This is a genomic window from Nocardia sp. BMG111209, from assembly GCF_000381925.1.
Taxonomy (GTDB): Bacteria; Actinomycetota; Actinomycetes; order Mycobacteriales; family Mycobacteriaceae; genus Nocardia.
The window spans coordinates 1,039,905-1,053,847 of record NZ_KB907308.1 but is presented as its reverse complement, the minus strand read 5'-3'; the positions used below and the strand labels follow the sequence as shown (position 1 = coordinate 1,053,847).

Genomic DNA, 13,943 nt, shown 5'->3' with positions numbered 1-13,943 from the left:
GTCACGGCGTGCCCAGGCTCGGGCGGCACTGCCACGGCGCGCGGTGTTCGGCGACGGTGGATACGGAACGTTCGAGCACTGGCAGGAGAATGGTTGTGGGCGTGACGTATTCGCTGGGTGATACCGGGATGGACATCAGCGCACTGGGTTTCGGGACGTGGGTGATCGCCGGGTCCGGGTGGCAGTACTCCTGGGGAGCGACCGAGGACGAGGCGTCGATCGCGGCGATCCGGCATGCGGTCGATCGGGGGCTGAACTGGATCGACACCGCGCCTGCGTACGGGGTGGGGCATGCCGAATCACTGGTCGGGCGGGCACTTTCCGGGATACCGGAATCGGAGCGGCCGTTCGTGTTCACCAAGACGGGGCTGGTGTGGGAGGACGGTGACGATCTTCTGGGGCCGCCGCGACGGATCATGCGGCCCGAGGCGATCCGGCGGGATCTGGAACAGTCGTTGCGGCGGTTGCGGATCGATCACATCGACCTGTATCAGGTGCACTGGCCGGATACCGGCGCGGCGTTCGGCAGCGAGGCGCCGGGGACCGGCTCGACGCCGCTGGAGGAGTACTGGCAGGTCATGGCGGATCTGCGCGAGCAGGGGGTGGTCCGCGCCATCGGGCTGTCGAATCATGATGTGGGACAGCTGGACCGGGCCGAGGCGGTGGCGCACGTGGATGTGATCCAGCCGCCGTTCTCGGCCGTCAACCGCACCGCGGCGGACGAGATAGCCTGGGCTGCGAAGCATTCCACCGGGGTGATCGTGTACTCGTCGTTGCAGTCGGGATTGCTCACCGGCGCGTTCGCGGCGGATCGGGTGCTGGGTGCCGACGATTGGCGGTCCGGGCATCCGGATTTCACCACCGGACTGGCCGCGAATCTGGCACTGGTGGAGGCGTTTCGGCCGATCGCTCGGCGGCACGAGGTCTCGGTGGCGGAGGTCGCGCTGGCCTGGACGGTCGCCTGGCCGGGGGTCACCGGCGCGATCGTGGGGGCGCGTACGCCGGAACAGATCGACGGATGGGCGGGGGCCGGTGAACTTCGCCTGGACGAGGGCGATCTCGCCGATATCGCGGCGGCGATCGTCGCCACCGGGGCCGGCGCCGGTCCGGCGCGGCCCTGACCGGTGTACGCCGTCACCGAATTCCGGGCCGCGTGCGGTCAGGAGGACCGGCTGCGCACCGCCCTCGAGGCCATGATCGAGCCGGTGCTGGCCGAATCCGGTTGTCTCGCTTATCAACCCTTCGTCGATCCGAACGATCCGGCGCATCTGGTCGTGATCGGACGATGGACGGGATCACCGGCCCTGGACCGGCACCTCACCCTGCCGCACAGCCGATATCTGGCCGAGGTGCTCGCCGTGGTCCTCGCCGAGCCGGCCGTCGTCCATCGGCTGGTGGAGCCGGCGGCCGGGTAGCCTCAGGCCTCGCCGTATTGCGCGGCAATCTCTTTCGAGCCGCCCCAGCGGGAGTAGGTGGGGGACTGCGGCCAGCCCGCGGGTGAGTCCTGCCACTCCTCCTGGCGGCCGAACGGCAGCAGGTCGATCAGGGCGAAGGTGTGGGTGAGCTGTTCGGTGCCGCGGCCGTCGGTGTGCCAGGTGCGGTAGACCGTATCCCCGTCGCGCAGGAACACATTGACGGCGAAGCCGCCGCCGAGCGGCGCACCGACATCGGCGCCGAACGGGCTGTTCGCGGTGGAATACCAGGTCATCCGGTTGCCGACCCGCCGCTTGTAGGCCAGCGCCTCGTCGATCGGCCCCTGGGTCACGATGACGAACCGGGCATCGTAGTTGCCGAGGAATTCCAGCCGGGTGAACTGGGCGGTGAAGCCGGTGCAGCCGGGACACTGCCACTCCGCATCCGGAAACCACATGTGGTTGTAGACGATCAGCTGGGATTCGCCCTCGAAGATATCCGCCAGGCGCACCGGCCCGTCCGCACCCTCGAGCACGTATTCGGGCATCTCGACCATCGGCAGCCGGCGGCGCTGAGCGGCGATCGCGTCCAGTTCGCGGGTCGCCGCCTTCTCCCGGACGCGCAGCGCGTCCAGTTCCCGCTGCCAGGTCTCGGCATCGACGACAGGCGGTATTGCGTTCGTGCTCATGAGAATCCTTACCGGTCACGGTCACAACCTCGGTCGGAGGTAGGACCGCCCACGGCCCGCGGATTCATCGGTGCGTCCGCTACCGCACCGGCAGCCGGGCCGCCTCCTCGTAGCCGAGTTGGACATCGTGGATGTTCTCGTCGCCGGCTACGCGGACGCTGCTGGTCACGGTGGGGTAGCCGCGGGTGACGACGACGTAGTCGCCGGCGGGGAGGTGGGGGACCTGGTAGCGGCCGTCGTCGTCGGTGCGGGCGGTGGCGACGTGGTTGCCGGTGGGGTCCAGGATCGTGATGTGGGCGTCGGGGACCGTGCGGCCCTCGGCGCGGACCACGCCGCCGAGGACGGCCAGTGACTCCAGGTCCGTGTCGTGGCGGAGCAGGCCGCTCTCGGGGACGGTCACGGTGGTCGCGGTGGGGCGGAGGTGTTCGGCGGTGACGACGACGGTGTGGGTGCCCGACGGGACGCCGCGGCAGGTGAAGCCGCCGTCGGCGCCGGTGGTCGCGGCGCCGACGACCTCGCCGTGCGGATTCGTCAGGGTGACGGTCGCGTTCGGTACCGGCTCGCCGGTCTCCGCGCGGCGGACCGTGCCGGACAGTTCGCCCGCGTCGGGGAGGGTGAGGTCGGCGCGTTGCGGGCGGTCGCCGAGGGTGACGGTGACCGCGACCGGCTGATGGCCGTGCGCGGCGGCGATCAGGACGTAGTCGCCGGGGCCCGGCGCATCGATGCGGTAGGCGCCGTCGGGGGTGCTCGCGGCGCGCGCGATCTGATGTCCGTGCGGGTCGATCAGGGTCAGCACGACACCGGTCACCGGCAGGTCGCTGCCGTGCCGGATGTGACCGTGCAGTGCGGGTCCGTGCAGTGTGGCGGGGGCGTGCAGGCCGCCCTGCAGCGGTTCCGGCGCCACCGTGTCGACGAGCTCGGACTGCGGTTCCATCGCCGGGACCGCCGGGATCGCGATCGCGGCGAACGAGGCCAGCAGGGCCACGCCGCCCAGGAACCAGAACACGTTGGCGTAGCCGGAGTCGGCGGGCAGGCCGTGGGCGGTGTGCGCGCCGGAGGTCAGGATGACCGACGAGATGGCGCTGCCGATCGCGCCGCCGACGGTACGGACGTTGGCGTTCATGCCGGTGGCCGCGCCGGTCTGGGCGGGTGGCACGGCGGCGACGATGATGGCCGGCATCGAGGAGAACGACAGGCCGATGCCCACGCCGAGCAGGGCCGTGGCCAGATAGATCTGCCAGTCGTGATCGTGGCCGACGGCCAGCAGCGCGAAGGCCGGGACGGTGATGATGCTGCCCACCAGCACGATCACCTTCGGGCCGAGTCGCGCCGACAGCGGGCCGAGACCGAGGCCGATCACGAACATGGCCACGGACAACGGCAGCATGTACACGCCGGATTTCGTGATGCTGGCGCTGAGGCCGTAGCCGGCGACCGATCTCGGGGTCTGCAACAGCTGCGGCAGGAAGGTCATCATCGCGTACATGCCGACGCCGGTGAGCACGGCGACCACGTTGGTCGTCCACACCGCCGGGATCCGCATCGTCCGCATATCGATCAGCGGGGTGGTCGAGCGCAGTTCGACGACGACCCAGCCGACCGCGGTGACCACCGCCAGCGCGAACAGGCCGAGGGTGGTGCGCGAGACCCAGCCCCATTTCGGGCCCTCGCTGACCGCCAGCAGCAGCGCCACCAGCCACGCCGACAGCAGCAGCGCCGCGAACCAGTTGATCCGGCCGGGACTGCGTACCGGCGATTCGGGGACGAACAACACCGCGGCCACCGTGGCGAGCGCCGTCATGATCATCGGAATCCAGAACAGCCAGTGGTAGTTCAGGTGGTCGATGATCGGCCCGGCCAGCACCAGGCCGACGCCGGAGCCGACCGCGAGCAGTGAGGAGGCGATGCCCACCGCGCCGTGCAACTTACGGGCGGGGAATTCGTCCCGGATGATGCCGAACGCCAGCGGGATCACGCCGCCGCCGAGGCCCTGGATGACCCGCGCGACGATCATCACGCTCACCGATTCGGTCAGCGCGGCGATCAGCGAGCCGACGGTCAGCGCGAGCAGCGTGAAGACGAGCATCCGCTCCTTGCCGACCTTGTCGCCGATCCGGCCGAGGATCGGCGTCGCGACCGAGGCGGAGAGCAGATATCCGGTCATCAGCCAGGTCGCGGTGGCCTGCGTGGTGTGCAGGGCCGGGATCAGCAGCGAGAAGACCGGCACCACCATCGACTGCAACAGGGCATACGCGCTGACGCCCGCCAGCAGCACCGCGAAGACGACGTTGTAGTGCGGGCGAGACTTGACGAGGGCCATCGAACGTTCCTCCCCACGAAAACACTTCGTTCGAGTAACGTACCAGAAACGGAGGCTCCCTCCGAATCGGACGCCGGTGCCGGCGCACCCTCAGCGTCCGCCCAACCGGCCCTCCAGCACCAGCAGGAATTCGCCGAGAATGCGCGCGAGATCGGCGCGCTCGGCCGCCGGCAGGCCCGTGATCAGCTCTTTCTCGTACGAGAGCTGTTGCGGGATCAGTCGATCGGCCAGGTCGCGGCCGGTCTCGGTGAGTGTGAGATGAGCAACTCGGCGATCGCGGGCATCCGAGCGGCGAGTGACGAGACCGCGCTCCTCCAGCGCCCGGACCCGCTTGGTGACGGCGGCGGGGGAGGCGTAGGTCTCGCGGGCCAGCTGGCCGGGGGTGCGGCCCGCACCGGCCGCGGGCGCCGGGACGGATTCACCCACCGGGCCGCCCGCCCGGCGCAGCGCGCACAGGATCTCGAATTCGGTGCGGCTGAGCCCCTCCCGGCCCAGCGGCATCTCGGTGACCTCCTGCAGCAGCGTGGCGCAGCGGCTGATCCGGCCGATCACCGCGACGGGCTCGAAGTCCACGCCGGGATAGGTGATCTCCCATTGCCGCAGGGCTCCGGCGACCACGTCGCGCGATTCGCTCATCGGGGTACTCCGGTGGTGAGGTCGGCCAGCAGCCGGTGGCCCCGGCGTTCGGCGCCGACGATACGCGCGTCCGGCAGTGCGCTGCTCCACCATTCCCCGGCCGCGGTGTCCGCCGACTCGCGCAATTCGACCAGTGCGGCGGCCAGGCGGTCCCGGTCGTCGGCGGCGATGATCGCGGCCTCCACCCGGTCCAATGCGGCGTCGGCGTGCCGGCCGGCCCGGCGATTGGGGATCGCGAAACAGGCCAGCAGCCCGAGCGCCGCGCCCACGCAGGTGTCGAGCCAGCGGCCGAGGACCAGCTCGGCAGCGGGCTGCGGTGCGGCGAATTCCGTCATCAGCAGGGCCATCGGGGTGACGAAGGTGGAGCCCAGCCAGTAGTTGCGCGACATCGTCGCCTCGGCGCCGACCTGGCACAGCAGCACCACGACGATCATCGTGACCGGATGATGGGTGATCGGCGTGAGCACGGTGAACGCCGCCACGCCCGCCAGGTTCCCGACCGTGCGCTGGACGGCGCGATGCCAGCTCAGCGCGGTATTGGCGACGAACACCGTGGCGGCGGTGACCACCGCCCAGTAGGGCCGGTGCACGTTCAGCGCCATCGAGACCCAGCCCGCGGCGGCACAGCCGACCGCCACCCGGACCCCGATCGGGAAGTACGCCGAGCGGGGATCGAAGGCGCGGATCACCTCCGGGAATCCGCGGCGGCCGGGGGCGCGCTCGGCGGCCACGCCGCGCAACTCCGCGGCCTCGGCCGCCCGCGGCGCCACGACGGGTACCGCCCGCCCACGCCGCAACTGCCGGGACCAGTCGGCGAGCTGCCCGGCGGCGCCGGAATCGGGATCGGCGGCAACGGATTCCGCGCGGATCAGCAGCCGGGCCAGCGGCGCCGGATCGCGATGACTCTGGCGCAGGGCCTGCCAGGCGGCCTGGACGGCCACCGCCGTGAGGTGCCGCGATCGGCCGAGCGCCGGATCGTCGGCGGGCAGTCCGGCCTGCCGGGACACCGCCAGCAGTGCCCGCGCGACGGCGAGCCGCTCGGGTCCGCTCGGCCGGACCAGGGCGGGAGCCAGGCAGACCAGCCAGGCGAACGCGCCGGTCAGCAGGGCCAGGGCGAGATGTCCGGGCAACTGCCCCGGCGTCTGCGGAGTGAACGCCGCGGTCGCGGTGACGAAGGTGAAGATGATGTTGCCGGGTGGCCCGATCCGCGCGGCGTCGCAGCCCACCTTGTAGGCCGCGGCCAGCACGGCGATGACGGCGACCCGCACGGCCGCCGAACCGGTGTGCGCGGCGGTGGTGAGCGAGATCGCGGTGCCCGCCCACATGCTCAGGACCACCCAGGCCATCGCCCGCGCGCGGGCCGCGTAGGGCATACCGTGCGCGTACAGCGCGCACAGGCCGCCCGCGGTGGTGTAGAGCGCCAGGCTCAGCCGGCCGGTGCCGAGCAGCGCCACATCCGGGACCCCGACCGCCACGACGCCGCTGATCGCGGGTTTGTACCAGATGTCGGCCGCCGGCCGCAGCCGCAGCATGCCCCGCACCGGCAGCACGCGGCGCAGATCGGGGTGGCGGACGGCACGATGGCGGCCGCGGGACCGGGGGGACGCGAGGAGGGGCACACGAGAAGCTTAATAGATGTTTTACTTGGAAAATAGTTGAGCTGCGCCACAGGTCACGGGATCAGCAGCTGATAACTCTTCTCCTGGTGCCGCCGCCGCAGCCGCCACCGGCCGTCGGCGCGCACGTACTCGTCGACGTACCAGATCCCGTTGAGCAGTACCTGCTGCCCGCCCTTACCGTCGGACATCACCATCGGGTTGTGGCACATCGAGCGGGCGGTGGCGGTGTCACCGGCCACGGTGATGATCGCGTTCCCGATCAGATGCTGATAGGCGAGGAAATTCGGCAGCACCTCGGCGAGGAATTTCTTCGTCGCGGCCGGATCGCCCGCGGCGCCACCGGTGGCCGAGTAGTCGATGTACGCGTCGGCGGTGAAGATGTCGTCGAGCAGATCCCACTGCCGGGAGTCGACCGCGTGCGCGTACCGCGCCATCAGCTCCTGGATCTCCAGCCGATCCGAAATCTCCTGCTGCGACAACATATCCGCCTCCGTGCCGTCGATGGGTCGGACCCCATGCCAGCAGAATCCGGCACACGTCCGGGCGGAATCGGCGGAACCGGTTGCGGCGCAACGGCCTACGCGGCGTACAGCTCCACGAATCGGTGCAGCGAGCGATCGATGTCGCCCTTCAGCGTCTGTGCGACGACGGTGCCGATCGGACCGAACAGCGGCCGGCCGCCCAGATCGATGCGGACGGTGACCACCGAACCGGTTCCCCGGGCGGCGATGTCGAGGCTCAGCCCGAGTTTGGTGCCGCCCTTGCCGGATCCCTCGAGGGCCAGCCGGTGCGGAGCGTCGGCGGTGCGCACCGTCCACCGCACCCGGTTGCGCAGACCCTTCACCGTGGCGATGCCGACCAGTTGGGTTCCGGCAGTGAGCTGTTCGGGTACCTCGCCGCGCCAGGCCTCGTGCATGACCAGCCAGCGGTCCAGTTCGCGAAGATCGGCGGCGTGCGCCCACGCCTGCTCGGGCGGCAACGGTACATCCACCGACACTGTCAGTTTCGCCACCCGCGCATACTAACCGGTATCGTACCGATGGGCATTCACTGGCCGGTTCGACCGATTACCCGCAGGTCCCGATGATGACCGGAATGGCCGCCTCTGGGCGTGTCGCGCGCGCCACGCCGAGAGAAGATGGAATCTCGGCTAATCCAGAGTTTCGCTCGCGGCGGTATTCGACTAAAAATATCCTGTGCCGTTACCACCCGTGATCAACTGGCTGACATCGAATCTCACCGGCCTGGAGGCGAGATGACCATCGAACACCCCGTAGGGGACGAGGTTACGCATCTGGCGCGGCGGGTCGAGAAGGCCCGCGGGCGGCTCGCGTACCAGTTCGACCCCGCCCTGACCGAAGCCCTGTCCGAGGACGAGCTGACCGCCGAACGCCAACTCGCGGAGAAGATCCGCGTGGAGGAGCGTGAGCAGCGCTGGCGGCACGTGCAGGCGCTGTCGAAGGCGTCGAACCACGCGCGCAAGACTTCTCAGGAGATCGCCAAGGCAGATATGCGTGATCTGTTGCTGGCCAGGAAGGCCATCGCCGCGCAGCGACGGGAATCCAGCCCGCACGCGAAACTGGCCTCGCTGTACCGGCATCGGTCCATGTCGCTGCGGGCACTGGCCGGCGTGGTGGCGGCCGGCATGCTGTGGTCGGCCGTCAACGTGCAGCACAACATCGCGCCGGGTGGCCCGAGCGATCCGCTGTACTGGTTCAGTTACCTGCTCGAAGCGATGATCAGTGTCTGCCTGGTGATCATCATGGTCGGCACCAACAAGGTCGCCGAGTGGGGCATCATCGACAGCCGCCGTCAGGTGGCGGTCGCGGAAGGCGCGCTGCTCGCGCTCACCGTGGGCCTCAACACCTATCCGTACATGAAGTCCGGCGGTTGGTACGACGTGTGCGTGCACGCGGTGGCGCCGGTGATGATCGGTGTCGCGCTGCTGATCCACCACGCCGCCAGCGCGCGGTACGGGCTCGCCATCGCGCGCGCCACCGAGACCGTGCGCGATATGCCGGATCCGGCCGAGCAGATCCGCCGCTCGATGCCCACGTTCGTGAGCTTCCTGCGCGACGGCGGTACGCCCGAGCCGAATTCGAGCCGTCCGGTCGCCGCGCTGCCGGCCCAGGCCACTGCCGCCGAGCCCACCACCAAGGTGCGCAGCACGCGTAGTTCCGATCGGGTGTCGAGCGACCGCGATTCGACGCTGCTCGATGTGGACGAGCCCAATACGGATTCGATCTTCGCCGTGGCCCCGGCCCGGGACACCGGCGACAAGGTCAACGGAAAGTCCAACGGTGCCAAGTCGAGCAAGTCCGTCGACGACGGCAACCCGTCGACCGATTCGTTCAACATCTACGACACCGGGCAGTTCCGCATCGCGGATTCGCTCGAACAGGAACTGGCCGAACTGCGGGCCGAGCGGCGCAAGGCCCGGTCCACCAAGCCGCGGGACGACGAATGAGCTGAAGCCACGGCACATCGACGAGATCCGGCCCGGACCGCGGGAAATGCGGTCCGGGCCGGATCTTTTCGGGTCCGGTTCGGGTCCGGGGGGAGTCGGCGCGATTCGAGACCGCGCCGGGCCCGGGACTTCGCCACGGGCTCGGGCGGTTTCAGCGTTCCAGGCCCAGTGCGGTCCGCAGGACCGTGACTCCGGCGGTGAGCGCGTCGCCGCCGGCGGTCCAGCCGATATCGGCCGGCTGGGTGGTCAGCACCACGACGATGTAGCGCAGCGGCTCACCCCGGCGGCCGGCGATCAGGCCGGTGGTGTTGAGCGTCGTCGACGAATTCAGCGCCATCCAACCGGGTTTCACGGCCCACGCGACACCCGGCAGCAGCGCGGCCGGGATGCCGAACAACTGGTCGGTGCCGTCGGCGGAGATCTCGGTCACATGCTCGAGCGCGTCCATGATCACCTGACGCTCCGGCTGCGGGGCGGTGGCCGTGATGTACCGGTAGATCGCCGCGACATCCTTGGGCGTGGTGCGGGTTTCGCCCCACTGGCCCGGATCGTCGGGCGGCACGGTGCCGGGCAGGCCGATCTTCTGCGCCATCCGCGTGACGATGTCGACCCCGCCGTCGCTGACCCAGAGCTCGTCGGCGATGCCGTCGTCACTGGTGGTCAGCATCTCGCGGACCTGATCCGCGATCGGCGGATCGGCTTGCGCCGCGGCGGCATCCGGCGGGAGTGGCGCGGGATCGGCGCGTTCCAGCGCGTCCAGGGCGATCAGCAACTTCACCACCGAGGCGGTGTAGAACTGCTGATCGGTGTCGACGCCGGCGATTTCGGCGCCGGTGGTGGTGTCGACCACCTCGATGCCGACCTGGCTGCCGGGTGCGGTGAGATCGATCGCGGACTGCATCTGCCCGGCGATCGCGGTCGCCGAATCGACGAGCAGGCCGGGTGAGGACGTGGTGACCGGAGCCACGGTGGGGGGCGCCATGGCCGGTGCGAGGTCCACGGGGCGTGCCTCCGCCACCTGAGTGGTCGCCAGTGCCGAAACCCCCACCACCGCACACCAACACGCCAGCCAACGCACCGGGCGCCGACGGATCGGAATTGCGTTCATACCTCTATAGGAACCTTTTCTGACTGTGGAATCCTCGAGGAAAAGATAGTAACCGTCTGTCAACCCGTGGCGACAGTCGGAAAGCTTCGATCCGAGGGACACACGGGACGACACACCCGGGAAACCGGGGGATCCACGATCGCCGTGACCGGAATATCCTTGAAGTTCAGGTCGAAGGTTGTATCGAGGTCGTCGTGACGCACAGCGATCCGCTCTCCACGGAACGTGACCCGATCGCGGGGTTCGCGGCCGAGCTGGCGGCTGCCGGTTTCACCGGCCCCGTCGAGATCGGCAGCGGCGGTTTCGGTGTCGTGTACCGCTGCCGCCAGCCCGCCCTGGACCGTACGGTCGCGGTCAAACTGCTCACCGCCGAGACGGATCCGGACAATCTCGAACGTTTCGTGCGGGAACAGCTGGCGATGGGCAAGCTCTCCGGACATCCCAACATCGTCGACCTCTTCGAGGTGGGCACCAGCGCCGCCGGACGGCCGTACCTCGTCATGCCGTACCACTCGCGCGGTTCGCTGGAGGCCCACATCCAGGAGTGCGGCCCGGTGGGCTGGACCGAGGCGGTGCGGATCGGGGTGAAGATCGCCGGGGCGCTGGAGACGGCCCATCGCGGCGGCACCCTGCACCGGGACGTGAAGCCGGGCAACATCCTGCTCGACGACTACGGCGAACCGCAGCTGGCGGATTTTGGCATCGCGCGGCTGGCAGGCGGTTTCGTGACCACCGCGGGCACGGTGACCGGTTCGCCGGCCTTCACCGCCCCCGAGGTGCTGCAGGGGCAGCCGCCGGACGCGGGCGCCGACGTCTACGGCCTGGCCGCCACGCTGTTCTGCGCGGCCACCGGGCACGCGGTGTTCGAGCGGCGCAGCGGCGAGCAGCTGGTGGCGCAGTTCCTGCGCATCACCCGGATGCCGGTGCCGGATCTCGCCGAATACGGGCTGCCGCCGGATCTCACCGACACGATCGAGCGGGCGATGTCGCGCGACAGATCCGATCGGTTCACCACCGCGGCCGAATTCGGTGACCGGCTGCGCGAGATCCAGGCCCGGCACGGCCTGCCGCCGGACGAGCTGCCGGTTCCGTTGGCGGACAGCGGATCCGAGCCGGACGCGGACGGCCGGACCTCCTCCGCCACCACGGAGAGCCGGACCACCGCCGCCGACATCCGCACCGTCGCCGTCCGGATCGGTGCGACGGGATCGCGCACCACCCCCACACCGCCGGTGCCCGCCACCCGTTTCCGGCCGCCACCGGCCACCCAGGGGCTCGTGGCGCGTGATCGGCTGCTCGGGATGCTGCGGCGGGGCCGGGACCGCAGACTCGCGGTCGTCCACGGCCCCACCGGATTCGGTAAGAGCACCCTGGCCGCGCAGTGGTTCGGCTGGCTCACCGCGGAGGGTACGGCCGCGGCCTGGCTGACCGTCGATCGCGACGACGACAACGTCATCTGGTTCCTGTCACATCTGATCGAGGCGATCCACACCGTCCGGCCCGCGCTGGCCCGCGAGCTCGGCCAGTTGCTGGCGACGCACGGCGACGAGGCCGAACGGTACGTGCTCACCTCGCTGATCAACGATATCGACGCCCGCGGTGAGCAATTGGTGGTGGTGATCGACGACTGGCATCGGGTCACCGATCCGGCCACCACCGCCGCGCTGCGCTTCCTGATCGAGAGTTGCAGTCCCGCACTGCACCTGGTGGTGACCAGCCGCAGCCGCGCCGGCCTGCCGATGAGCGCCGCCCGCGCCCGCGGCGACCTGGTCGAGATCGGCGCCGCCGCACTGCGATTCGAGCCGGCCGAGGCCAGGACCTTCCTGGCCGGTCTGGTCGGGCCGGAGCTCGATCCGGAGGATGCCGACGAGCTCACCGCCGCCACCGAGGGCTGGATCACCGCCCTGCGCCTGGCCGCTCTCGCGCTGCGCGACAGCGACGATCGCGGCGGGCTGATCGGCAATCTCAGCGGCCGGCATCACCTCATCGGCGAATTCCTGGCCGAGAACGTCCTCGACACCCTGGAACCCGACCTGCTCGAATTCCTCACCGCCACGTCGATCTCCGACCGGGTCTGCGGCGATCTGGCCGCCGCCCTGACCGGTGTCGCGGACGGGCAGGCGGTGCTGGAGCGGATCGAGCAGCGAGATCTGTTCCTGCGCAGGCTCGACGACGGCCACTGGTTCCGCTACGACCACCTCTTCGCGGAATTCCTCCGGCAGCGGCTGGAACGGGACCGGGCACAGGGGATCACCGAGCTGCATCGCACCGCATCGCGCTGGTTCGCCGGGCAGCGCCTGGTCGGCGAGGCCGTCGACCACGCGTTGCGGGCCGGGGACGAGGCGGCCGCGGTCGCGCTGGTCGAGGCGGACGGCATGTCGCTGCTCGAACACGGCCACGCCGCGGGCCTGCTGGCCCTGGTCGGCACGCTGCCGGGCGCCGCCGTCGACACCCATCCACCGCTGCAACTGCTGCTGGCCTGGGCGAACACCCTGTTGCACCGCCCCGATCCCGCCGGACAGGCGCTGCGGCGGGCCGAGGACCTGCTGACCGGGACGCCGGGCGACACCACGCTGCTGCGCGCGCAGGCCGATGTCGTGCACGCGGTGGTGGCGCTGCGCGCGGATCGGTTGTCCGGCATCGACGAACAGCTCGCCCCGTGCTTCGAACACGCGGACCGCCTGCCGCCGTACGTGGTCGGGATCGCGGCCAATATCGCCACCTATGTGGCCGCCTACCGCTACGACCTGGACGAGGCCCACCGCCGCCAGCGCTGGGCGGCCCCGTACATCCGGCGGAACCGGGGCTCGTACAACGAGATTCACGGACTCTGCTTCCTGGGCGTGGCCGCCGGGCTGCAACTGGACATCCCCGGCGCGGAGAAATACTTCCGCCGCGCGCTGCGCCTGGCGCGCCAAACCGGTGGCAGCCAGTCGTATCCCGCGCGCCTGGCCGGTGCGCTGCTCGGCGAACTGCTCTACGAACGCGGCGAGGTGGCCGCCGCCGAACGCCTCATCGACGACGGCTACAAGCTCGGGCCCACCGCCGGCATCGTCGACTTCAAACTGGCCCGCTTCGTGGTCGGCGCCCGGATCAAGGCGCTGCGCGGCGATCGGGGCGCCGCCATCCGCCGCCTCACCGAGGGTGCGCGGGTGGCCCACGCCATGCAACTGCCGAGGTTGCGCGCCGAGGTCGAGAACGAGCGGTTGCGGCTGGGCCTGCCACCGCATCCGGAATTCGGCGAACTACCGGTGCTCGACTACGCCGACCGCCGCGCCCCGGCCGATCCGGTCGACGAATTCACCGTCCTGTACGAGGAATTCACGGCCATCCGGCTGCTGCTGCCCGACGATCCCGAATCGGCGTGCCGGTGGGCGCACGACTGGGTCGACCGCCTGGAATCCGTCGACCGTCCACGCGAACTGCTGAAGGCCCGCCGCCTGCTGATCGGCTGCCTCGCCGCCGCCGGCCGCACCGGCGAGGCGAAGGCGCTGGCCGCCCGAGTGGCCGCCCAGTGCGCCGTCTTCGGTTCCGTCCGTTACCTTCTCGACGGCGGCCCGTACGTGGTGGCGGTGCTGGCCGCACTGCGCGCGGATCAGGAGTCCGGCCGGTGGCGGCCCGAATGGCCGCACGTGCCGGAGGAATTCCTCACCGCATTGATGGCAGCGCCGGTCGCGCAGACCATCTGACGC

The 13,943-nt window shown here is 70.3% G+C and carries 11 protein-coding genes; 4 read left to right on the top strand and 7 right to left on the bottom strand.

The annotated features are described in order from the left end of the window. The first annotated feature begins 101 nt into the window (after positions 1 to 101). Together G361_RS0128500 and G361_RS0128495 are read left to right on the top strand one after the other, a co-directional pair. Positions 102 to 1,121 carry an aldo/keto reductase gene (locus G361_RS0128500; RefSeq protein ID WP_231387112.1) on the top strand — a complete coding sequence of 340 codons (1,020 nt, stop codon included), beginning with the start codon at positions 102 to 104 and terminating at the stop codon, positions 1,119 to 1,121. A gap of 3 nt (positions 1,122 to 1,124) precedes the next feature. Continuing rightward, positions 1,125 to 1,415: a putative quinol monooxygenase gene (locus tag G361_RS0128495; protein WP_019930539.1), complete on the top strand. Its 291-nt coding sequence runs from the start codon at positions 1,125 to 1,127 to the stop codon at positions 1,413 to 1,415. 2 nt (positions 1,416 to 1,417) lie between these two features. On the opposite strand, the gene G361_RS0128490 is transcribed toward G361_RS0128495, so the two are convergent. The 6 genes from G361_RS0128490 to G361_RS0128465 form a co-directional block, all read right to left on the bottom strand. After that, on the bottom strand, positions 1,418 to 2,101 hold the full coding sequence (locus tag G361_RS0128490) for a DUF899 family protein (protein ID WP_019930538.1): 684 nt from the start codon (positions 2,099 to 2,101) through the stop codon (positions 1,418 to 1,420). A gap of 79 nt (positions 2,102 to 2,180) precedes the next feature. Then, positions 2,181 to 4,421, bottom strand: a complete 2,241-nt coding sequence (locus G361_RS45215; RefSeq protein WP_019930537.1) for an MFS transporter — start codon at positions 4,419 to 4,421, stop codon at positions 2,181 to 2,183. Between the two features lie 90 nt (positions 4,422 to 4,511). After that, positions 4,512 to 5,057, bottom strand: coding sequence for a MarR family winged helix-turn-helix transcriptional regulator (locus G361_RS0128480; RefSeq protein ID WP_019930536.1), 546 nt, complete (start codon positions 5,055 to 5,057; stop codon positions 4,512 to 4,514). Continuing rightward, positions 5,054 to 6,676 carry an FUSC family protein gene (locus G361_RS0128475; protein WP_196814650.1) on the bottom strand — a complete coding sequence of 541 codons (1,623 nt, stop codon included), beginning with the start codon at positions 6,674 to 6,676 and terminating at the stop codon, positions 5,054 to 5,056. Before G361_RS0128475 ends, G361_RS0128480 begins: the two co-directional genes overlap by 4 nt. A 53-nt stretch (positions 6,677 to 6,729) precedes the next feature. Continuing rightward, the gene (locus G361_RS0128470; RefSeq protein ID WP_019930534.1) at positions 6,730 to 7,158 is read right to left on the bottom strand and encodes a nuclear transport factor 2 family protein; all 429 of its coding nucleotides are present in this window, start codon (positions 7,156 to 7,158) and stop codon (positions 6,730 to 6,732) included. A 95-nt stretch (positions 7,159 to 7,253) separates the two neighbouring features. Then, on the bottom strand, positions 7,254 to 7,688 hold the full coding sequence (locus G361_RS0128465; protein WP_019930533.1) for an SRPBCC family protein: 435 nt from the start codon (positions 7,686 to 7,688) through the stop codon (positions 7,254 to 7,256). A 243-nt stretch (positions 7,689 to 7,931) separates the two neighbouring features. Here G361_RS0128465 and G361_RS0128460 point away from each other — a divergent pair, with 243 nt between their 5' ends. After that, positions 7,932 to 9,143, top strand: a complete 1,212-nt coding sequence (locus G361_RS0128460) for a hypothetical protein (RefSeq protein WP_019930532.1) — start codon at positions 7,932 to 7,934, stop codon at positions 9,141 to 9,143. Between the two features lie 151 nt (positions 9,144 to 9,294). On the opposite strand, the gene G361_RS45210 is transcribed toward G361_RS0128460, so the two are convergent. Next, complete coding sequence (locus tag G361_RS45210) at positions 9,295 to 10,143, bottom strand: serine hydrolase (RefSeq protein WP_019930531.1); 849 nt, start codon at positions 10,141 to 10,143, stop codon at positions 9,295 to 9,297. A 302-nt stretch (positions 10,144 to 10,445) separates the two neighbouring features. On the opposite strand from G361_RS45210, the gene G361_RS0128450 reads away from it, so the two are divergent. Beyond that, entirely contained in the window at positions 10,446 to 13,940 is a 3,495-nt protein-coding gene (locus tag G361_RS0128450) for a serine/threonine-protein kinase (RefSeq protein WP_019930530.1), read from the top strand. The last annotated feature ends 3 nt before the right edge of the window (positions 13,941 to 13,943 follow it).